The sequence below is a fragment of the Stenotrophomonas sp. YJH_SMC_43 genome (assembly GCF_059372535.1).
Genome location: NZ_JCAFVQ010000008.1, coordinates 24,667 through 45,204 on the forward strand (window position 1 = coordinate 24,667; position 20,538 = coordinate 45,204).

A 20,538-nucleotide genomic window follows, 5' to 3' on the forward strand; every position below is an offset into this window, starting at 1 on the left:
GACTACTTTGCCTGCGGAACGCGCGCCGGCCGGATGTGCTGCCCTTTGACCGGCTCGCCGCGTGCAACCGGCTGGCCATCGGCCACGTAGCCGGAGAACTGTGCCGGCAACGCTTCGCCGACACCGAACACGGGCCCGGCCTGCAGCTGGTAGTGCAGGTGCGGCTCGGAGGAGTTGCCGCTGTTGCCACAGTCACCGAGGTGCGCGCCGCTGCGGACAACCTGTCCCTGCGCAACGCGCACACTGCCCTGGCGCAGGTGCGCCAGCACCGAGTACTCCTCATTGCCGTGGTCGAGGATGACGCGGTTGCCGGTGAGCTGGGCGGCATTCATCTGGCCCGGCACGTTGTCGGCCACACCCTCGATCACTTCCAGCACCGTGCCATCGGCTGGCGCGAGGATCGGGCGACCGAAGCAGTAGTAGTCATCGTTGCGCAGCCCATCGCCACGGTGCGAGCGGCCATCGCGGAGCACCAGCAGATCCAGCGCGAAGCGCTGGCCGGCATGGGCCGCATGGTAGTTCTGTTCGACAGTACGCCCGCCCCAGAACACGAAGTACTCATCGTCGAACGGCAGTTGCAGCCGTGTGCGGGTCTGGTAGTCGAGGAACCCGCTCGCCGCTGCCTGCGGCGGTGCGGTCTGTAGCGGGCGGATGTAGAAGCCGCCGATCCGCCCTTCGGCATCGATGGCCCACAGCACCTGGATGATGGCCGGGCTTCTGGCGAAGCGCGCCTGCCGCAGATAGGTGTCGAATCCATCAACCTTCTCGACCTTCTCACTGACCAGCTCGGTTTCTGCGCCCCAGCCCGCCAGCACCTGCTCGCGCAGCGCCACCAGGCTCTGCGGGGACTGCAGCCCCGCCTGCATCTGCGGCGTCATCCGTTCCCACAGTGCGTCGACGTGCCCTTCGTAGAACTGCGTGGTCAGCGTGGCGCCTTGTTGGCGCGCATCTGTGGCCGCAGCCGCACTGGTGAGAGCAGAGAAGGAAACAACCAGAACTGCAAACAGGCGCGGAAGCAATGTCATGTCAGGGGTCCTTTCGATCCGGATCGGGAAGGCCGGCAACGATGGCCGCCAGCTGCGTGCGGTACTCGGCCAGGGCAGTGCGGCCCCTCGGCGTCAACTGCAAAGTGGTCAGTGGGCGCTTGCCGCGGAACGACTTGTCGATGGCGACCAGACCTGCCGCTTCAAGCTTGCTCAGATGGCTGGAGAGGTTGCCCTTGCTCAACCCGCTGAGATGCTCGACAAATCCGAACTCGGCGGATTCGGCACCTGCCAGGATCGACAGGATCAGCAGGCGCGCCGGCTCGTGGATCAAGCGGTCGAGCTGGAGCAGCGCTCTGGAATCAGGCAGCTGGGTCATTCGACGTTCGTCCGCGCCGCCATGAACGCGCGCATCTCCACCTGCAGCCGCTGGAAGCGCTGGTGGTCACGCCAGCCGACCACGATCAGTGCGATGGATGCCAAGGGGAACACCGCGGTGCTCGGGCCGAAGCCGTACGCCTGCCCGGTGAAGGCCAGCGCGGCCTGGCACAGCAGGAACACGCCCACGATGAACTCCAGCGGTGTCCGCAGCCAGCGCCACACCACCCAGGGCAACAGTGCCACCACGGCCAGGTAGCCAATGGCGCGCAGGTCCCAGGCGCGTTCGCCCATCGGTACCAGCCGGGTCAGCACGCTGCCGATCACCAGCACGCTTACCAGCGCGGTGAAGGCGATGAAGAAGCGCTGGAAATTGCGTTCGACCGGCGTGACCTGCTCTTCGACCTGGCCCAGCCGCTGGTAGTAGCGGCGTGCCATCCATTGCTTGCCGACGATCCACAGCACCGGCACGGCAATCAGCACGATGCGCAGCGCCAGGGTGGTCGGCAACAGAGCGCCGGCAAGAAACGAGGCCAGGCAGGCGATGCCGCCTGCCATCGCCGACAGGCCCCCGGCACTTCGCGAATACCGCGAGTATTCACGGGTCAGCGCCTGCAGGCGCGAGGAAGGATCAATGATGGATGGCTGCTGCATGACACGCTCCATCGGGGTCGCTTGAGTTTAGTTTGCATTGCAAACCTATTTGCGTCAAGTAATCACCTGCTGCGGTCTGGCGGGCGGGCCCACAACGCAGAAAGCCCGTCACTGGGACGGGCTTTCCAGAGGCGCAGTCGAGCATGGCTCGACGCTACGGTTCGGCGTGGGCGATCAGCCCAGCTTGACCAGCCAGTTGTGGCGGTCCGGCAGGCGGCCGTACTGGATGTCGGTCAGTTCCTTGCGCAGCGACATGGTCACTTCGCCGGCCGGGGCGTTGATGTCCCCCACCGAGAAGCCCTCGCCCTTCAGCTGGCCGATCGGGGTGACCACCGCCGCGGTGCCGCAGGCGAACACTTCGGCGATCTCGCCGGAGGCAACGCCGTCCTTCCACTCGTCGATGCTGACCTTGCGCTCTTCGACCTTCATGCCGCGGTCGCGGGCCAGCTGCAGGATGCTCTCGCGGGTAATGCCCTCAAGGATGCTGCCCGAGAGCTGCGGGGTGACCAGCGTGCCGTCCTTGTAGACCAGGAACACGTTCATGCCGCCCAGTTCTTCCAGGTACTTGCCTTCCACCGGGTCGAGGAACAGCACCTGCGAGCAGCCCTGTGCCTGCGCCTTCTGCTGCGGCAGCAGCGAGGCGGCGTAGTTGCCACCGCACTTGGCGGCGCCGGTGCCGCCCTTGGCCGCACGTGCGTACTCGGTCGACAGCCAGATCGACACCGGTGCGACGCCCTTGGCGAAGTACGGGCCGGCCGGGCTGGCGATGACGTAGTAACCGGCCTTGTGCGCGCCACGCACGCCGAGGAAGGCTTCGTCGCCGATCATGAACGGACGGAAGTACAGGCTCGACTCATCGGCCGACGGCACCCAGGCGCTGTCGACGGCGATCAGCTGCTTCAGCGATTCGACGAAGATTTCCACCGGCAGTTCCGGCAGCGCCAGGCGCTGCGCCGAACGCTGCAGGCGACGGCCGTTGGCATCCGGGCGGAAGGTCCAGATCGAACCGTCGGCATGGCGGTAGGCCTTGATGCCTTCGAAGATTTCCTGGCCGTAATGCAGCACGGCTGCAGCCGGGTCCAGCTGCAGCGGGCCGTAGGCGCGCACGTTGGCGTTGTGCCAGCCGGTGTCCTTGTCCCAGCGCACTTCCACCATGTGGTCGGTGAAGTGCAGGCCGAAGCCCGGCTTCTCCAGGATCTGGGCGCGCTCTTCAGCGCTGCGCGGGTGGTCCGAACGGGTGACGGCGAAGCTGGGAATGGACTGGGACACCGGAGATTTCCTGTTCTGGTTGCGGGTAATGCCGGGCCCGCGTCACTGCGGGCCGTGGGTCAAAGCATGCCGGTCTCGAGCCGGGCCGCCTCGGACATCATGTGCTGGTTCCACGGCGGGTCGAACACCAGGTCGACGTCGGCCTCGGCCACCGTCGGGATCATTTCGAGCTTGCTGCGCACGTCGTCGACCAGGATCTCGCCCATGCCGCAGCCCGGTGCGGTCAGGGTCATCTTCACGTCGATCTCCCGCTTGCCTTCGTCCAGGTGCTTGATTTCGACCTCGTAGACCAGGCCCAGTTCGACGATGTTCACCGGAATTTCCGGGTCGAAGCAGGTACGCAACTGCTGCCACACTAGCTGTTCCACCTGTTCATCGGTGGCATCGGCAGGCAGTTCCAGCGGTGCCGGTGCCTCCTTGCCGATGGCGTCGCCGTCCTTGCCGGCGATGCGGAACAGGTTGCCCTCGACGAACACCGAATAACTGCCGCCCAGCGCCTGGGTGATGTACCCATAGCTGCCGGCGGGCAGGGTCACGGTATCGCCCTGCGGGACCATCACGGCCTCGCAATCGCGTTCGAAGTGGACAGGTTCGCTGCTACGGGAATACATGGGGACCGATATGGGGCCGTGGCCGGGGCCACGCAAGACGGCATTCTAGCCCAGCCGCCCAGCCGCCGCCGGTGCACCGCCGCAAACCACAGTATCCTGTGGGTGATCTTCAGGGAGCTTCGATGTCCTCCAATGCCGCGCGTGCCAGGACCGTAACCTGGCTCTGGCCCATCATGCTGTTGCTGGGCCTGGTTGTTGCTCCCCTTGCCTGGATGGTGCTGGCACTGATGACCGGCCGGCAGGTCGGCTGGATGGCGGTACTGACCGCCCTGGAACTGGTGTTCATGCTGCGCATGGGTACGCTGGGCCCGGGCCGGTTGCGCATCGCGCTGGTCGTGCTGGGCACCCTGCTGGTGGCCGCCGTGGCCAACTGGGCCATCGCCAGCGCCTGGATGGGCGGCTCGATCGGGCTGGATCTGTGGGACGCCACGATGCGGATGGGCCCGCACCTGGCCTGGACCCTGATCACCCTCGCCAATGGCGCAATGGAATGGCTGTGGCTGGCCCTGGGCGTGGCCGTGGGCGCCTGGCTGGCGCGCTGACCGCGCAGATCCACGTCACGCGTGGATGAGGGTAGCGCCGGGCCATGCCCGGCGAGCGCAGCGGTCCGCACGAAACGCCGCCGGGCATGGCCCGGCGCTACCGGTACGGCCTCAATGCCCGCCGTCGAGCGCCTTCAGTTCGCTCACCAGCGAGGCTGCCGCTTCCGCACCGTCGCCGTACAGCATGCGGGTGTTGTCGGCGTAGAACAGCGCATTCTCGATGCCGGCAAAGCCGGTGCCCTTGCCACGCTTGATCACCACCACGTTGCGCGCGTTGACCACGTCCAGCACGGGCATGCCGTAGATCGGGCTGGCCGGGTCGGTGCGCGCCACCGGATTGACCACGTCGTTGGCACCGATCACCAGCACCACGTCGGTGTTGGCGAACTCCGGGTTGATGTCGTCCATGTCGGCGATCAGGTCGTAGGGCACGCCCGCCTCGGCCAGCAGCACGTTCATGTGCCCGGGCATGCGCCCCGCCACCGGATGGATCGCGAACTTCACCTTCACCCCGCGCTGGCCCAGCCGCTGCGCCAGTTCCCAGATCTTGTGCTGCGCCTGCGCCACGGCCATGCCGTAGCCGGGCACGATCACCACGCGCTCGGCGAAGGCCATCATCGCAGCGACGTCGGCCGCCTCGATCGGCTTCTGCGAACCGCTGATCGCCTGCGCTTCGCCACCGGCACCACCGCCGAAGTTGGAGAACAACACGTTGCGGATCGGCCGGTTCATCGCCTTGGCCATCAGCCGGGTCAGCAGGATGCCCGCCGCGCCGACCATCATGCCGGCGATGATCAATGCCTCGTTGCCCAGCACGTAACCTTCGAACGACACCGCCAGGCCGGTGAAGGCGTTGTAGAGCGAGATCACCACCGGCATGTCGGCACCGCCGATCGGCAGCGTCATCAGCACGCCCAGCGCCAGCGCCAGTACGAAGAAGGCGACGATCGCCCAGGTGTGGAGCGTGCTCGCGGCGATGATCGCCAGCACCACCACCGCCAGTGCCACCAGCAGGTTCATCACCTGCTGGCCGGGCCAGGTCACGCGCTTGTCCAGGCGGCCATCGAGTTTGGCCCAGGCGATCACCGAGCCGGACAGCGACACCGCACCGATCGCCGCGCCGACCACGGCCAGCAGCAGGACCGTGCCGGACGGCTGCCGCGCGGCCAGGTCGGCCAGCGCCTGCGCGCTCCAGTGGCGGGTATCGCGGTTGGCCAGGAAGGCATAGCGCAGCAGTTCCACCGCACCGATGGCCGCCGCCGAGCCACCCCCCATGCCGTTGTACAGCGCCACCATCTGCGGCATGTCGGTGATGGCGACCTTGCCGGCCGACCACCAGGCCAGGCCCGCGCCGAGCAGCAGCGCCACCAGGATCAGCGGCACGTTGTGCAGTTCGGGCAGGAAGAACGTCGCCACCGTGGCCAGCAGCATGCCCAGCCCGGCCCAGCGGATGCCGCTGCGCGCAGTCAGCGGCGAGGCCATGCGCTGCAGGCCCAGCAGGAACAGCGTGGCGGCGACGAGGTAGCTGGCCTTGACCAGCCAATCGAGCAGTTCGACGGTGCTGATGTTCAAGCCTGCGGCTCCTTCGGCTCGTCCTTGCCGCCCTTGGGCGCGCTCGGCTTGAACATTTCCAGCATGCGTGCGGTGACCACGTAGCCACCGGCCGCGTTGCCGGCACCGAGCACCACGGCGAGGAAGCCCAGGGCTTTCTCCAGCGGTGTCTGCGCGTGCCCCAGCACCACCATCGCACCGATCAGCACGATGCCGTGGATGAAGTTGGAGCCCGACATCAGCGGGGTATGCAGGATCACCGGCACCCGCGAAATGATCACGTGGCCGGCGATGGCTGCCAGCATGAAGATGTACAGCGCTACGAACCCGTCACTCACTGGCAACGCTCCTGCTCTGTCTTCGTCGTCCCATCATAACCACGGGCTGAACCCGGTGCGCGCCCGGCGTCAACCGAAGCCGCGCTCACGCGTTGTCGATGGTGACCCCGAGTGAGGAACCGTACCCTGTGCTGGTGAGCAGCCCCGTTCCCCCGAGCGCCGAGACCGATGCCCTGCCGGCGTCGCTGGAAGCGTTCCTGGCCAGCGTTGGCCCGCGTGCGTTCCGCTTCGCCGAGGCTGGCCTGCGCCAGCGCGAAGACGCCATGGACGCGGTGCAGGACGCGCTGCTGCGCATGCTGGACTACGCCGACAAGCCGGCGGCCGAATGGGCGCCGCTGTTCTGGAGCATCCTGCGCCGGCGCGTGATCGACGTGCAGCGCCGGCGCCGCTTCCGCCTGCCATTCTGGCGCGACAACCAGGACGCGGAAGGCAGCGAGATCGATTGGGCCGATCCCGGCCCGGACCCGGCACAGGCGCATGAACAGCGCCAGCAGTACCAGCAGCTGGTGGACGCGTTGCGCCGCCTGCCCGCCCGCCAGCGCGAAGCCTTCACCCTGCGCGTGCTGCAGGACCTGGACGGGGCCACCACCGCCCGCGCCATGGGCTGCAGCGAAGGCGCGGTAAAAACCCATCTGGCACGCGCCCGCCAGGCGCTGCAGGATTACCTGGAGATCCACCCGTGAACCGCTCCCTGCCTTCCGATGACACCCTGCGCAGCCTGCACGCACAGTCGCTGCACGCGCTGTCGCCGGCAACGCTGGCCCGGCTGCGCCAGGCTCGCCACGGCGCCACGGCCACCCATCGCGGGCGCTGGCGCTGGTGGCTGGCCAGTGCCTGTTCGCTGGTGGTGGCACTGGGTATCGGCCTGCAGTTCAGCGGCCATGGCACGCTGACGGGCCCTGCGCCGGCACCTGTGCTTGCCTCGGTGGAAGACAACAGCGCGCTCTACGACGAAAATCCCGATCTGTACCTGTGGCTGGGCGATACCGACCTGGCGATGGAGTGAACCATGCCCCGATTCAATCTCCTGCCGCTGCTGCTGACCCTGTCGCTGCTGCCGGCCCTCCCGGCACTGGCGCAGAGCGCCGCGCCCGCCCCTGCCGCACGCCCCGCGCCGGCCCCACCGCTGCCGGCTTGGGAACAGCTGAGTGAAGCGCAGCGGGAATCCCTGCTGGCACCGCTGCGCGACCGTTGGAACAGCGCCGATGCCGGCCAGCGCCAGCGCATGCTCTCGCATGGCCAGCGCTGGCAGTCGATGAGCCCTGAGGAACGCGACAAGGCCCGGCGTGGCCTGCGCCGCTTCGAGCACATGAACCCGGAACAGCGTGAGCAGGCCCGGGCCCTGTTCGGCCAGATGCGGGATCTGCCGCCCGCGCAGCGCGACGCACTGCGCGAGCGCTGGTCGCAGATGACGCCGGAACAACGCAAGGACTGGGTGCGCGAGAACCCGCCGCCGGCGAAGCCGCGGTAACGCCTCCGCTTCGGTAGCGCCGGGCCATGCCCGGCGGATTTCCGCATACCGCTGCGCTCGCCGGGCATGGCCCGGCGCTACCGACTCACGCCAGCCAGCGTGTCTTGGCCAGCAGCTCGTCGTCCCAGTCGAAACCGAGCTGGCCTTCGCGCACGAACAGCGCGACGAAGTTGAGCAGGTTGCGCGCATACATCTCGCTGGCCTGCGTTGCACCGCGGCTGGCCAGACCCAGCGGGCCATCGATGGTCACGCCCTGATGCTCGATGCACTGTCCCGGCTGGGTCAGTGCGCAGTTGCCGCCGCTCTCCACCGCCAGATCCACGATCACGCTGCCGGTGGCCATGCCTTCCACCATTGCGGCAGTCACGATCGTCGGCGCCGGTCGCCCCGGTACCGCAGCGGTGCAGATCACCACATCCACACCACGCAGGTGGTCGGCCAGGCGGCGCTGCTGCTCGGCACGCTCTTCATCGGTCAACGCGCGCGCGTAACCGCCCTCGCCCGCCGCGCTCACCCCGAGGTCGAGAAAGCGCGCGCCCAGCGACTGGATCTGCTCGCGGGTTTCCGGGCGCACGTCGAAGCCTTCCACCTGCGCACCAAGACGCCGGGCAGTGGCAATGGCCTGCAGGCCCGCCACGCCCGCACCGATCACCAGCACCTTGGCCGGTCGCACGGTGCCGGCAGCAGTGGTCAGCATCGGGAAGAAACGGGGCGCGCGTTCGGCCGCGATCAGCGCCGCCTTGTAGCCGGCCATGCCGGCCTGCGAACTGAGCACGTCCATCGCCTGCGCGCGGGTGGTGCGCGGCAGCTGCTGCAGCGGGAACAGCTGCAGGCGGTCGCCAGCGGCCAATGCCGCAAGCGCCGGATCACTGGCCGGGGCCAGCAGGCCAACCACGCTGGCAGCGGGCTTGAGCTGCTCCAGGACCAACGCCGGCGGCGCCTGCACGCACAGCAGGATATCGATCTCGCCCCAACGGCCCGCGTCGAACACACGTGCGCCGGCATCGTCATAGGCCGCATCGGTGAAGCCTGCGGCCAAGCCGGCGCCGGCCTCGTACCAGACGGTAATGCCGAGGGCACCGAGCTTGCGCGCGGTTTCCGGCGTCAACGCCACGCGCCGTTCGCCCGGCGCGGTCTCCTTGATCCCCAGCAACGCCACGGCCATGCAGGTCCCCGCTGATCGGTGAGTTTTCCCGATCCTAGCAGGCAGCCACCGCTCAGTGCAGGGTGGCGCTGCCTGGGTCCAGCCGATCGATCACGCCCTGCATCGCGCTGTCGAAGGCGCCATCGTCGACGTGGGCGCGCAGCCGGCCCAGCCGCACCATCACCGCCAGTTCCTCCGGCGAGGCCACGCAGAAGCGCACGCCGCGGCGGTTGACGAACAGCAGGCGCGAGGAGATCGGGCTGACCCAGGACAGCTTGCCGGCCTGCACCTTGCCGTCCTTGTCGACGAAGTCCAGCCAGTTGCCGATTTCCATGCGGCGGAAGCGGTCGGCGTCGGCGTTGTCGAAATCGTCGGCGTCGATCTGCCCGCCCAGCTCGACCGCGGGCGATTCAGCCACCGGCGGCGCCGGCAAGGCAACCTGCGGCAGTTCCGGCAGCGCGCGCTGCAGTTCCGGGCGCGATTCAGCAATGCCCTGCAGGGTGTCATGCAAGGCGTCGATGGCACCGGTGGCGGCATCGCCGTGCACGCCGACACTGGCAAATACCTTGGCCAGCACCGGCTGCCAGGCCTGCAGCCACGGCTTGCCGACGATCTGGCGGCGGGCCTCGGCCACTTCCTCCAGCAGGCCGTCAGCCAGGCTCAGTGCCTCGGCCACCGACGCGCCCTCCTCGCCCTCGCGCAGCAGCGCCAGGGTCAGGTGGTGCTGCCACGGCTGGCGCAGGAACTCGGCGATGGCCGGCGGCAGGGTGGCATCGCCGATGCGGCGGTCCAGTTCGGCACCGGCACGGCTGCGGGCCATTTCCAGCTTTTCCTGGCCGCGCTGCGTTTCGGCGGCGCGACGCTCGGCGATTTCCACGCGGCGGCGATGCTGCACGAGGAACTCGCGGAATTCTTCTTCCAGGGTCAGGAAGATCGCCAGGTTCTCGTTGAACTCGGCCACCAGCCGTTCGATGATCTCCTCGACCTTGGCCATCAGCATGCGCTCGGCCTGGCTTTCGCCGGTATTGCCTTCGCAGGCTTCGGCCAGCGAGTTGAGCAGCTTGCGTGCCGGGTGGGTCTTCTGCACGAACATGCGGCGGTCGAGCATCGCCACCTTGACGAAGGGCACCACCAGGCGGCCGATCAACTCGCGTGAGCGGCCTTCCAGCTCGCGTTCGTCCAGCATCACGTCGAACAGCATGCCGACCAGATCAATCGCATCCTCGTCCTGCGGGTCCAGCCGGGTCTGGCCGGGATCGACGCCAAGACGGGTGGCGCTGGACAGCACTTCACTCTTCAATCGCTGCGCCAACGATTCGCCGTCCTCGCCGATGGCCGCACGCAGCGTCGCACTGGGCGTGGCCTGCAGCAGCGACAGCACCGACATCATCTCGCGCTGGCTCAACGGGCGGTGCTGGCCAACCGCGACCTGCGCGGCCGAGGTGGCGTCCTCGCGAACGTGGCGGGTCTGCTGCAGCAGCTCATGCAGGGCCTCCAGCAACATCCCCTGCTGGCCGGCATACGCCTCGCCGCTGCCGGCATCCTCGCCCCCGAGGTGCTGCTGCATGTGGCCACGGCGCTCGGACCAGCGCGCGGCGAACCGCTGCGCCCAGGCTGGCGCGGCCTGTTCATCATCGCTGAATTCGGATTCGAAGCCCGCCGCGTGGCGCGGCTCGACCAGATCGTCCGCCCCCGGCGCCATGCGCGGGTCGGGCGCGGCCGACAGCGGACGCCGCGGCGCCCCCATCTGCGACATCACGCCAGCGGCGGCCAGCTGCTCGTCCAGCTTCTCGTAGATGCGGCCCACCGGCGCGCGCAGGTCGCGTTCGCACAGCTTGATCAGCACCAGGTGCACTTCCGGCGCCAGCTCGCAGCCGGCAAAGGCCTCATGGATGGCCACACCCAGGTGCTCGGGGCTGACCGGATTGTGGTCGGCATCCAGCTCGGCGCCGCCGATCAAGCGGCCCAGGCGCCGGTCCAGCCGCGCCAGCACCGGCTTGAAGTCGCGCAGCAGCACGGTGGCGAAATTGCGCACCGCCAGCCGCGACTCCAGTACATGTTCAGCCAGCAGGCTCAGGCCATCCTCGGCCGGTCCGGACAGGGTGGCTTCGGCCGACAGCGGCTCGCCACTGGCCAGTGCATCCCAGGCCCGCTGCAGGTGGCCGGCAAAGGCGGCGGCGATGTCCTCACGGCGGCGGCGCAGCTCGCGCATCGCATCCAGGAACAGCAGCTGCGACGAGCCTGCATTGCCGGCCCGGTCGAACAGTGCATCGTCGAAACGCGCCAGTGCGGCCCCGAAAGCCTGGCACAGCGCCGGCAGGACCATGTCCCGGGCACGCTGAAGCTGGACCGGGTCACGGCCCGGCGACCCCATCGGTGTGGGCGCGCTCATCATTCGGGAAGGCTCCCCACCTTCTCTGATACGACAGACAGCATGGACATCGCGACGACCGGCACACCCCATGTACCGGTACGTCGATGGTAGGCCGGCCAGCCCGTCACGGACAGTGAAACAGTCCTCACTTCAAACCTCATGACCGGCGGCCCGGCAAGATAGATATCGTAAGCCGTGCGAGGCCCACGAGGCGAGAGGAAGCGGTCGTCCCTTTCCCGCCAGTGGCATGATGTTCATCACAGTTTGATATTCAGGGGCGAGACGCGACACAGACGGCGTCATTGACCACCCCGACTATAATCAAACACCCGTGATGACCGGTTCAGATTCCATGCCCGACCCCGCTGCCCTGCTTGCCCTGGATGCCCGCCGCTCGGTGCCCTCGCGGCAACTGGGCGAGCCCGGACCGGATCCGGCCACCCTGCAGCGCATGCTGGCCTCGGCCGTGCGCGTGCCCGACCACGGCAAGCGCGTACCGTTCCGCTTCCTGAAAATCGCCGGCGATGCACGTCACACTCTGGGCGACTTCCTGGCCGAGCGCAGCCGCCAGCGCGACCCGCATGCCGGTGAGGCGGTATTCGAAAAGGACCGCCAGCGTTTCAGCCATGCGCCGCTGGTGATCGTGGTGGTGGCCAGTCCGCGTCCGGACCCGAAAGTGCCCGAACAGGAACAGCTGATGACCGCCGGCTGCGTCTGCTTCGCCCTGCTGCAGGCCGCGCAGGCGCTGGGCTTCGGTGCGCAGTGGCTGACCGCATGGATGGCCTTCGACCCGGCCGTGCAGGCCTATCTGGGGCTGTCCGAGGGCGAAGGCATCGCCGGTTTCATCCATATCGGCACGCCGAAGGCCGCCGTCCCCGAACGCGAGCGCCCCGATCCGGCGGCCCTGCTGCGTGACTGGACGCCGCCGGCATGAGCCTGCCGGCAGCGCCGCCCTCGCTGTACCTGGTCGACGCCAGCATCTACGTGTTCCGCGCCTGGCACTCGCTGCCGGACCAGTTCCAGGACGCGCAGGGCTGGCCGACCAACGCGGTGCACGGCTTCGCCCGCTTCCTGCTGGACCTGCTCGAGCGCGAGCGCCCGCGGCACATCGCCATCGCCTTCGACGAAGCACTGGACAGTGGCTTCCGCCACCGCCTGTATCCGGCCTACAAGGCCAACCGCGACCCGGCGCCGGAGGCGCTCAAGCGCCAGTTCGTGCACTGCAAGGCGCTGTGCGCGGCGTTGGGCCTTGCAGTGCTGGCCCACCACGAATACGAGGCCGATGACCTGATCGGCAGCGCGCTGCACGTCCACCGTGGCAGCCACCGCGGGGTGATCATTTCCGCCGACAAGGACCTCTCGCAGCTGCTGCTGGATCACGACGAGCAGTGGGACTACGCCCGCAACCAGCGCTGGGACGTGGCCGGAGTTAAGGCGCGGCACGGCGTGCACGCCCACCAGATTGCCGACTACCTGGCACTGTGCGGCGATGCGGTGGACAACATTCCCGGCGTCAGTGGTGTCGGCAGCAAGTCCGCCGCCGTGCTGCTGGCCCATTTCGGCAGCATGGATGCGCTGTACGAACGCCTGGACGAAGTGCCGTTCCTGCGCCTGCGCGGTGCCGCGCAGATGGCCGTGCGCCTGCGCGAACAGCGCGAGCACGCCCTGCTCTGGCGCCAGCTGACCACCATCGCGCTGGACGCACCTCTGGAAGGCAGCCAGCCCGGCCTGCTGCGCCAGGCGGCCGACCCGGAGCTGCTCGGTGGCCTGTGCCAGGCCCTGCGCTTCGGCCCGATGACCCGCCGTCGGCTGTTCGATGCCGCCGGCGTACCCGACATTCTTCCCACCCACAGCGAGCCCGCATGAGCCAGCGCAACACCGAAGCCCCGCGTGTCGTCTATGAAGGCAAGTACCAGCGCATGCTGGTGCGCGGCACCTGGGAGTACAGCGAACGCACCCACGCCGGTGGCCTGGCCGCGATCATCATCGCCGTCACGCCGGAGGACAAGGTGCTGTTCGTCGAGCAGTTCCGCGTACCGCTGCAGGCCCCCACCATCGAGATGCCAGCCGGCCTGGTCGGCGACATCCACGCCGGCGAATCGATCGAAGTCTCGGCCGTTCGCGAGCTGGAAGAAGAAACCGGCTGGACCGCCGATCACGCCGAAGTGCTGATGATCGGCCCGACTTCTTCCGGCGCCAGCAGCGAGAAGATCGCCTTCGTGCGCGCCACCGGCCTGCGCCGTGTCGGCGAGGGCGGTGGTGACGACAGCGAAGACATCACCGTGCACGAGATTCCGCGTGCTCGAGCGGCTGCCTGGCTGGTAGAGAAAATGGGCGAAGGCTACGAGCTGGATGCCAAGCTCTGGGCCGGGCTGTGGATGATCGAGCACCATCTGGACGGACGCCCGCGTGGCTGACGCCGACCTGCACGCACTGCCGGCCCTGCTCGGCGCAGACGACCCGGCGATCCACACGATCCACCGGCCGCAGGGCGCCTCCCCGTTCCTGCTGCTGGCCGACCACGCCGGCCAGCGGGTGCCGCGAGCATTGGAAGGCCTTGGCCTGGCGCAGGCCGAGCTGGACCGCCATATCGGCTGGGACATCGGCATTGCCGGCACCACCCGCGCACTGGCCGAACGGCTGGACGCCTGGGCGATCGAACAGACCTATTCGCGCCTGCTGATCGACTGCAACCGTCCGCTGGCCTCGCCGACGCTGATTCCGGAAGTGAGCGACCACACCGTGGTGCCGGGCAATGCCGGGTTGTCGGCGGCGCAGCGGCAACAACGCATCGATGCGATCCATGCGCCCTACCATGCGCGCATCGACGCCGAGCTTGATGCACGCCGTGATGCCGGCCGCCCCACGCTGCTGGTGATGATGCACAGCTTCACCCCGGCGATGAACGGCGCGCAGCGGCCGTGGCATGCTGGCGTGCTGTACCACCAGGACACGCGCTTTGCCCATGCCCTGCTGCAGGCACTACGCGACGAAGGCGACCTGGTGGTGGGTGACAACGAACCGTATTCGGTCAGCAGTACCAGCGACTACGCGGTGCCGGTGCATGGCGAAGGCCGTGGGCTGGTACACGTGGAACTGGAAATCCGCCAGGACCTGATTGCCGATGTGGCCGGGCAGCAGGCGTGGGCGGAGCGGCTGGCGCGGATCTTCAACGCGTTGCAGCCGCAGTTGCTGGCGTTCGATTGAACGTCATCCACCCGACCGAAGCTCGGTAGCGCCGGGCCACGCCCGGCGAGCCGCATCGCGGCGGCGCAACGGAATGCCGCCGGGCATGGCCCGGCGCTACCGCAGCGTAGGCGCGTCCATCCACGGGAACGGCTTGTAGCCACGCACCTGCAGCGTCGCGCCGATGTCGGCGAAGTCATCCTTGATCGCCTGCGCACGACGCCGATCCAGCGCTTCACCCAGCAGTAGCGGCAACGCGCGGCAACGCGCCAATGCATCGCCCACCGGAATCTCCAGAAGGCGCGCCACGCGCTGCGCCGCCGCTTTGATCTGTGCCTCCGGGCACGCGTTCAATGCCATATCGAAGGACGCGAAGATGCCTGTGCCCACACCCGCCGCGCGCGCAGCCACCTGTTCCGCAGCTTCCGCTTCGGCCAGGGCCTCGTCGATACCCTCGACCTGCTGGAACGCGTCGTACTCGGCGTAGTACGCCAGCGCCTGCGCGTAGTCCCGCAGCGACGACAGCGGGCGTTGCCGCTTCTGCACGTCGAGCACATCCGCAAACGTCGCAGGTTCCAGAAACGTGCCCAGGCCCAGCGCGCGCGCTTCAGCCGGGACCTCGCTGTCCTCATCGAAGGCGGCATCCTCATCGGGTGGCAACCAGAAGCGCGCCTGCAGCAGATCGCCCTCGGTGGCGTGCACCCAACCGAAGGAACCGTACACCTCATCATCATCGTTGCAGGCGGCGAAGGCATGCAGGGTCTGTTGCAGGTCCAGCAGTTCGATCATGCGTCGGTGCTCAGGCAGGCGGTCGCTGCCGAGTCTACCGGCGCCGGGCGCAGGCCCAGCGCGATCACCACGCCGAGCGCGGCGAACAGCGCGGCGCCGTACTGTGCATTGACCATGCCCTGCAGGGCATCGGGGCTGGTTGCCGCCTGCGTGCCGCGCGCGGCGTTGGCGATCATCACCAGTACCGCCAATCCCAAGGCGCCGCCGATCTGCTGGGCGGTGGCCGCCATGCCGGACGCAACACCTTGCTGCGGTCCCGGCACGCCCTGCCCGGCCACGATCCACATCGCCGTCCAGCTCATGCCCTGGCCGATGCTGAGCACCACGATGCCCGGCAGCAGCGGCCAGTAGCCGGCGCCATGCGGCATTGCCAGCGCCACCGCGGCGATGCCGATGGCACCGGCGGCGAAGCCCCAGGCCAGCACCTGCCGTGGCGAACGGCGCCGCAGCATGCGTTCGGCAATACGGATGCCGAAGGTGCACACCAGCGTCGGCAGCAGGAACGCCATGCCAGCCTGCAGCGGGCTCCAGCCATAGCCATCCTGGAAGTACAGCGCCAGGAAGTAGTACTGCACGCCATAGCTGCTCATGAAGGCAAAGGTCAGGCCGAGTGCTGCGCGCAGGCCGGGCAGGCGCAGCAGCGAAAACTGCATCAGCGGGTCACGGCTGCGCTTTTCGATCTGTACGAACACCGTCAACAGTACGGCTGAAAGCAGCAGGCAGATGAGCGTGGCCGGCGCCGTCCAGCCCCACTCCGGCCCTTGCACCAGGGTGGTGACCAGCAGGCTGCCGCCAGCGGTGACGGTGAGGCAGCCGGCCAGGTCGAAGGAGCGCCCCTGCACCCGTGGGCCATCGGCCGGCAACCACGCGCCGGCAGCGACCGCACATGCGGTAGCCAACGGCACGATCACCGCCAGCACCGCCGGCCAGCCGAACGCCTGGGTCAGCACGCCGCCGAGCAGCGTGCCCAGCGCCAGGCCGACAGCGCTGGCCATGCTCCAGATCGCCAGCGCGCGGTTGCGCACCGGACCTTCGGCGTACAGCGTGTTGATCAATGCCAGCGTAGCCGGGAACAGCAGCGCCGCACCGACGCCCTGTGCGGCACGCGCGATGATCAGCAGGGTCGCATTCGGCGCCAGCGCACCAAGCAGCGAGGCCAGTGCGAACAGCAGCATGCCCAGCCGGTAGAAACGGCGGCGGCCGACCAGGTCGGCGGCACGGCCCCCCAGCAGCAGGCTGCCGCCGAAGGCGACGGTGTAGGCACTGACCACCCATTGCAGCTGCTGCGCATTGATCTGCAGCGCGCGGCCCATGTCGTGCAGGGCGACGAAGATGATGGTGGCGTCCAGGGCGATGATCAGCTGCGCGGTGGCCAGCAGGGTCAGCGCCCAGCGCGGGTATTTGAGGGGAGGCATCGGCGGGTTGGAGCGGTGGGGGGAGCGCAGTCTCATTGATGCGGACAACTCAATAAACCCCCTGCCGCCCATATCTGTCATGATTTTCAGCATGAATGCAGCCTCGATGGACCTCAATGCGGTGCGCATGCTGGTGCAGGTCGCCGAAGCACGCAGCTTCACGGTGGCCGCCGGCCAGCTCGGCCTGAGCCAGTCCGGCCTGTCCCGCGCGATCGGCCGGCTGGAGGCCACGCTGGGGGTGAAGCTGCTGCAGCGGAATACCCGCAACGTGGCGCTGACCCCGGATGGCCGCCAGTTCGTGGAACAGGTGGCCCCCCTGCTGGCCGGCCTGGACGATGCCGAGCGGCAACTGGCCGACCGCCCGTGCACGCCCTCGGGCACGTTGAAGATCAGTGCGCCGTCGATGTTCGGGCGCAAGGTGCTGGTGCCGATGCTGGCGCCGTTGCTGCAACAGCATCCGCAGCTGCAGGTGGAAGCCGTGCTCAGCGACCGCCTGGTCGATCTGGTTGAAGAAGGTTTCGATGCCGCGCTGCGCACCGGCGTCATCGCCGACCAGCGCATCGTCGCGCGGCCCTTGCGGCCGCTGCGCTGGGTGACAGTGGCCAGCCCCGCCTATCTGGCCCGCTGTGGCGCACCGGGCGATGTAGCCTCGCTGCAGGATCACGCCTGCCTGGCGGTGCGCAACCTGCGCAGTGGCCGGCTGGTGGACTGGCAGTTTCTGCAGGACGGGCAACTGCGTGAGGTCACACCACCGACGCGGATGGTGTTCGACAGCGGCGATCCGCTGGTGGAAGCGGCCATCGCCGGTATCGGCATCGTGCAGGTGATGGATTTCGCGGTGGCCGATGCGTTGGCCGACGGCCGCCTGCAGCGCGTGCTGCAGCCCTTCGAGGGCCGCAGCCGCGAACTGTCGTTGATCTACCCGCCGTCGCGCCAGCATTCGCCGAAGCTGCAGGTGCTGGCCGACGCGTTGCTGGCCGGGGACTGGTAGCGCCGGCCGCTGGCCGGCGTCTGCGCGATCCAACCCTTTCCCGGTTGCCGGCCAGCGGCCGGCACTACCGATCAGGCAAAGCTATCGGTGGCGCGTACCAGCGCATCCACGTTCTCGGCTTCGAACGCCGAATGACCCGAGGCCGGGGTGATGTCCAGCTTCGCCTTCGGCCATACCTTGGTCAGGTCCCAGGCGTTGGCCAGCGGGCAGACCACGTCGTAGCGGCCGTGCACGATCACGCCCGGAATATCGGCAATGCGGTGTGCGTCGCGCAGCAGCTGGTCTTCCACCTCGAAGAAGCCGCCGTTGACGAAGTAGTGGTTCTCGATGCGGGCAAACGCCAGCGCGAAATGCGGGTCTTCATGGCTGTTGATGAAGTCGTCATCGACGTGCAGGAAACTGGTCGCGCCTTCCCACACCGCCCACGCCTTGGCCGCTTCCAGGCGGGTGGTTTCGTTTTCGCTGGTCAGGCGGCGGTGGAAGGCCGAGATCAGGTCATGACGTTCCACCGGCGGAATCGGCTTGAGGTAATGCTCCCACGCATCCGGGAACAGGCGGTTGGCGCCTTCCTGGTAGAACCACTCCAGTTCCCAGCGACGCAGCATGAAGATGCCGCGCAGGACCAGTTCGGTCACGCGCTGCGGATGGGTCTCGGCATAGGCCAGGGCCAGGGTCGAACCCCAGCTGCCACCGAACACCTGCCAGCGATCGACCTTGAGGTGTTCGCGCAGCTTCTCGATATCGGCAACGAGGTCCCAGGTGGTGTTGTCCACCAGGTCCGCGTGCGGGGTGGAACGGCCGGCACCGCGCTGGTCGAACAGGATGATGCGGTACTTGGACGGGTCGTGGAACTGGCGCATCTTGTCGCTGCAGCCGCCGCCCGGGCCACCGTGCAGCATCACCACCGGCTTGCCATCCGGGTTGCCGCACTGTTCGAAGTACAGGGTGTGGCGATCGTCGACCTTCAGGGTGCCGACGTCGTAGGGGGTGATGGCGGGGTACAGCGTACGCATGCTTGCAGCTCCAGGGTGATGCCCTGCCGGGGCAGGAGAACCTCCATTCTAGGCCGGACGCCGGCCCAGGGTGATGCGGTCGCGCTGCTCCAGGTCCTGCACGGTCTGCACCTCGGTAAAACCCGCCGCGTCGAACAGCGCGCGGATCGCCTCGCCCTGGTCCCAACCGTGCTCGATCAGCAGCCAACCATCAGGCAGCAGGTGGGCCTGGCCACCGTCGACGATGCGGCGGATGTCATCCAGGCCATCCGGACCCGAGGCCAGCGCGGTGGCCGGTTCGAAGCGCAGGTCACCCTGTTCCAGGTGCGGGTCGTCGCTGGCGATGTACGGTGGGTTGCTGGCAATCAGGTCGAAACGCGCGCCCTGCAGCGGCGCATACCAGTCGTGCCCGCCCTCGGCGAAGCGCACGTTGCGCAGTTCATGGCGCGCGGCGTTGCGCTTGGCCACGGCCAGCGCGCCCGGGCTGGCATCGGTGGCCAGCACCTGCGCCTGCGGCCGCTCGCTGGCCAGCGCCAAGGCGATCGCACCGCTGCCGGTGCCGAGGTCGGCCACCTGCAGGTCGCGATTGGCCGGCAGGCGCTCGAGCGCCAGTTCCACCAGCAGCTCGGTTTCCGGGCGCGGAATCAGCGTGGCCGGGTCGACCTCCAGGTCCAGCGTCCAGAAACCGCGGCGGCCGGTCAGGTAGGCCACCGGCTCACCGGCCACGCGGCGGGCCAGCAGTGCTTCGAAGGTGGCCTGTTCGGCAGCGGCCAGCGGATCGGTGGCATGGGCGAACAGCCAGCTACGCGGGCGCTCCAGTACGTGCAGCAGCAGCAGTTCGGCCTCGTGGCGGGCGTCGATGCCGCCCAGGCGGGCGCTGGCCTCGGCCACGATCTGGCGCAGGGTGGGTTCGGTTTGGGAAGACATGCCTCAATTGTAGAGCCGAGCCCATGCTCGGCTACTTCTGGAACAGCCGAGCGTAGGCTCGGCTCTACAGGTCCACCGTCGAGCATGGCTCGACGCTACAAAAAGCTGGAATCCGTTCAGGTTTCGCCAGAGGACATAAGGAGGGGCTATCAGCCCTCTCCACACATCCCGGGCGATTTTCCTTGTCACACAAGCAGTTGCAGGATGGGAGCGGCATGGTTCAGTGCTGGCTCATGGCACTTTGATAGACTCCATCTATCAAATAGATGCAATCAATGGATTGTTCTTATCGCGAGCGAATCGGTAACCTAGCTCCTGTCGATTCACCCACTCCCCTTCACCAGAGGAAAAACGATGTCCCTGATCAACACCCAGATCCAGCCGTTCGAAGCCAACGCTTACCACAATGGCGAGTTCATCAAGGTTTCCGACGCCAGCCTGAAGGGCCAGTGGTCCGTCCTGATCTTCATGCCGGCCGCCTTCACCTTCAACTGCCCGACCGAGATCGAGGACGCGGCTGACCATTACGCCGAGTTCAAGAAGGCCGGCGCCGAGGTCTACATCGTCACCACCGATACCCACTTCTCGCACAAGGTGTGGCACGAAACCTCGCCGGCCGTCGGCAAGGCCCAGTTCCCGCTGGTCGGCGACCCGACCCACCAGCTCACCAATGCCTTCGGCGTGCACATTCCGGAAGAAGGCCTGGCCCTGCGCGGCACCTTCATCATCAACCCGGAAGGCGTGATCAAGACCCTGGAGATCCACTCCAACGAGATCGCCCGTGACGTCTCCGAGACCCTGCGCAAGCTGAAGGCTGCCCAGTTCACCGCCGCCAACCCGAACCAGGTCTGCCCGGCCAAGTGGAAGGAAGGCGAGAAGACCCTGACCCCGTCGCTGGACCTGGTCGGCAAGATCTAACGCAG

At 67.9% G+C, this 20,538-nt stretch carries 23 protein-coding genes; 10 read left to right on the plus strand and 13 right to left on the minus strand.

Annotated features, from left to right (window positions below; all coding sequences use genetic code 11):
• Positions 1–2 precede the first annotated feature (2 nt).
• The 5 genes from AC5QAH_RS20675 to sufT all read right to left on the minus strand — a co-directional run bounded on the left by AC5QAH_RS20675 (position 3) and on the right by sufT (position 3,895).
• A complete protein-coding gene (locus AC5QAH_RS20675) occupies positions 3–1,025 on the minus strand; it encodes a M23 family metallopeptidase (RefSeq protein ID WP_495232547.1) in 1,023 nt (340 codons plus the stop codon).
• 1 nt (position 1,026) lies between these two features.
• A complete protein-coding gene (locus AC5QAH_RS20680; RefSeq protein ID WP_010481771.1) occupies positions 1,027–1,362 on the minus strand; it encodes a transcriptional regulator in 336 nt (111 codons plus the stop codon).
• Entirely contained in the window at positions 1,359–2,015 is a 657-nt protein-coding gene (locus tag AC5QAH_RS20685) for a hypothetical protein (protein ID WP_197577206.1), read from the minus strand. Before AC5QAH_RS20685 ends, AC5QAH_RS20680 begins: the two co-directional genes overlap by 4 nt.
• Before the next feature lie 174 nt (positions 2,016–2,189).
• Entirely contained in the window at positions 2,190–3,284 is a 1,095-nt protein-coding gene (locus tag AC5QAH_RS20690; RefSeq protein ID WP_010481775.1) for a branched-chain amino acid aminotransferase, read from the minus strand.
• Positions 3,285–3,343: 59 nt separating this feature from the next.
• Positions 3,344–3,895 (minus strand): putative Fe-S cluster assembly protein SufT, encoded by a 552-nt coding sequence (sufT, locus tag AC5QAH_RS20695; protein ID WP_005415385.1) that lies wholly within the window; start codon positions 3,893–3,895, stop codon positions 3,344–3,346.
• Between the two features lie 122 nt (positions 3,896–4,017).
• Between sufT and AC5QAH_RS20700 the strand changes: the two genes are divergently transcribed.
• Positions 4,018–4,437, plus strand: a complete 420-nt coding sequence (locus AC5QAH_RS20700) for a hypothetical protein (RefSeq protein WP_010481778.1) — start codon at positions 4,018–4,020, stop codon at positions 4,435–4,437.
• A 111-nt stretch (positions 4,438–4,548) separates the two neighbouring features.
• Here AC5QAH_RS20700 and AC5QAH_RS20705 read toward each other — a convergent pair whose 3' ends face one another.
• Both AC5QAH_RS20705 and AC5QAH_RS20710 read right to left on the minus strand, forming a co-directional pair.
• On the minus strand, positions 4,549–6,009 hold the full coding sequence (locus tag AC5QAH_RS20705; RefSeq protein ID WP_049453831.1) for an NAD(P)(+) transhydrogenase (Re/Si-specific) subunit beta: 1,461 nt from the start codon (positions 6,007–6,009) through the stop codon (positions 4,549–4,551).
• A complete protein-coding gene (locus AC5QAH_RS20710; RefSeq protein ID WP_005408173.1) occupies positions 6,006–6,326 on the minus strand; it encodes an NAD(P) transhydrogenase subunit alpha part 2 in 321 nt (106 codons plus the stop codon). The genes AC5QAH_RS20705 and AC5QAH_RS20710 overlap by 4 nt, the downstream gene beginning before the upstream one ends.
• Before the next feature lie 98 nt (positions 6,327–6,424).
• Here AC5QAH_RS20710 and AC5QAH_RS20715 point away from each other — a divergent pair, with 98 nt between their 5' ends.
• Genes AC5QAH_RS20715 through AC5QAH_RS20725 form a run of 3 tightly spaced genes read left to right on the plus strand, consistent with a single transcriptional unit; the run spans position 6,425 to position 7,797 of the window.
• Positions 6,425–7,009, plus strand: a complete 585-nt coding sequence (locus tag AC5QAH_RS20715; protein WP_029379779.1) for an RNA polymerase sigma factor — start codon at positions 6,425–6,427, stop codon at positions 7,007–7,009.
• Positions 7,006–7,332: a membrane protein gene (locus tag AC5QAH_RS20720; RefSeq protein WP_049436456.1), complete on the plus strand. Its 327-nt coding sequence runs from the start codon at positions 7,006–7,008 to the stop codon at positions 7,330–7,332. The genes AC5QAH_RS20715 and AC5QAH_RS20720 overlap by 4 nt, the downstream gene beginning before the upstream one ends.
• A gap of 3 nt (positions 7,333–7,335) precedes the next feature.
• Positions 7,336–7,797 carry a DUF3106 domain-containing protein gene (locus AC5QAH_RS20725; RefSeq protein WP_049453829.1) on the plus strand — a complete coding sequence of 154 codons (462 nt, stop codon included), beginning with the start codon at positions 7,336–7,338 and terminating at the stop codon, positions 7,795–7,797.
• Positions 7,798–7,882: 85 nt separating this feature from the next.
• Here AC5QAH_RS20725 and AC5QAH_RS20730 read toward each other — a convergent pair whose 3' ends face one another.
• Both AC5QAH_RS20730 and pacR read right to left on the minus strand, forming a co-directional pair.
• Positions 7,883–8,962 carry an NAD(P) transhydrogenase subunit alpha gene (locus AC5QAH_RS20730; RefSeq protein WP_049453827.1) on the minus strand — a complete coding sequence of 360 codons (1,080 nt, stop codon included), beginning with the start codon at positions 8,960–8,962 and terminating at the stop codon, positions 7,883–7,885.
• Positions 8,963–9,014: 52 nt separating this feature from the next.
• Positions 9,015–11,336 carry a PacR family protein gene (pacR, locus tag AC5QAH_RS20735; RefSeq protein WP_049453825.1) on the minus strand — a complete coding sequence of 774 codons (2,322 nt, stop codon included), beginning with the start codon at positions 11,334–11,336 and terminating at the stop codon, positions 9,015–9,017.
• A gap of 331 nt (positions 11,337–11,667) precedes the next feature.
• Here pacR and AC5QAH_RS20740 point away from each other — a divergent pair, with 331 nt between their 5' ends.
• The 4 genes from AC5QAH_RS20740 to AC5QAH_RS20755 are packed head-to-tail and all read left to right on the plus strand — an operon-like array spanning position 11,668 to position 14,522.
• A complete protein-coding gene (locus tag AC5QAH_RS20740) occupies positions 11,668–12,249 on the plus strand; it encodes a nitroreductase family protein (RefSeq protein ID WP_010481787.1) in 582 nt (193 codons plus the stop codon).
• Complete coding sequence (locus AC5QAH_RS20745) at positions 12,246–13,181, plus strand: 5'-3' exonuclease (RefSeq protein ID WP_019338109.1); 936 nt, start codon at positions 12,246–12,248, stop codon at positions 13,179–13,181. The genes AC5QAH_RS20740 and AC5QAH_RS20745 overlap by 4 nt, the downstream gene beginning before the upstream one ends.
• Positions 13,178–13,732, plus strand: a complete 555-nt coding sequence (locus tag AC5QAH_RS20750; protein WP_049428757.1) for an NUDIX hydrolase — start codon at positions 13,178–13,180, stop codon at positions 13,730–13,732. Before AC5QAH_RS20745 ends, AC5QAH_RS20750 begins: the two co-directional genes overlap by 4 nt.
• Positions 13,725–14,522: an N-formylglutamate amidohydrolase gene (locus AC5QAH_RS20755; RefSeq protein ID WP_049453823.1), complete on the plus strand. Its 798-nt coding sequence runs from the start codon at positions 13,725–13,727 to the stop codon at positions 14,520–14,522. The genes AC5QAH_RS20750 and AC5QAH_RS20755 overlap by 8 nt, the downstream gene beginning before the upstream one ends.
• A 96-nt stretch (positions 14,523–14,618) precedes the next feature.
• Here AC5QAH_RS20755 and AC5QAH_RS20760 read toward each other — a convergent pair whose 3' ends face one another.
• Together AC5QAH_RS20760 and AC5QAH_RS20765 are read right to left on the minus strand one after the other, a co-directional pair.
• Complete coding sequence (locus tag AC5QAH_RS20760; RefSeq protein WP_049453820.1) at positions 14,619–15,290, minus strand: DUF7716 domain-containing protein; 672 nt, start codon at positions 15,288–15,290, stop codon at positions 14,619–14,621.
• Complete coding sequence (locus AC5QAH_RS20765; protein WP_099560585.1) at positions 15,287–16,705, minus strand: MFS transporter; 1,419 nt, start codon at positions 16,703–16,705, stop codon at positions 15,287–15,289. The genes AC5QAH_RS20760 and AC5QAH_RS20765 overlap by 4 nt, the downstream gene beginning before the upstream one ends.
• Positions 16,706–16,811: 106 nt before the next feature.
• Between AC5QAH_RS20765 and AC5QAH_RS20770 the strand changes: the two genes are divergently transcribed.
• Complete coding sequence (locus tag AC5QAH_RS20770; protein WP_019337039.1) at positions 16,812–17,696, plus strand: LysR family transcriptional regulator; 885 nt, start codon at positions 16,812–16,814, stop codon at positions 17,694–17,696.
• A 71-nt stretch (positions 17,697–17,767) separates the two neighbouring features.
• Here AC5QAH_RS20770 and pip read toward each other — a convergent pair whose 3' ends face one another.
• A complete protein-coding gene (gene pip, locus AC5QAH_RS20775; protein ID WP_257472218.1) occupies positions 17,768–18,709 on the minus strand; it encodes a prolyl aminopeptidase in 942 nt (313 codons plus the stop codon).
• A 48-nt stretch (positions 18,710–18,757) separates the two neighbouring features.
• On the minus strand, positions 18,758–19,615 hold the full coding sequence (gene prmC, locus AC5QAH_RS20780) for a peptide chain release factor N(5)-glutamine methyltransferase (RefSeq protein ID WP_049453815.1): 858 nt from the start codon (positions 19,613–19,615) through the stop codon (positions 18,758–18,760).
• Positions 19,616–19,969: 354 nt separating this feature from the next.
• Between prmC and ahpC the strand changes: the two genes are divergently transcribed.
• Entirely contained in the window at positions 19,970–20,533 is a 564-nt protein-coding gene (gene ahpC / locus AC5QAH_RS20785) for an alkyl hydroperoxide reductase subunit C (protein WP_005408159.1), read from the plus strand.
• Positions 20,534–20,538: the final 5 nt, after the last annotated feature.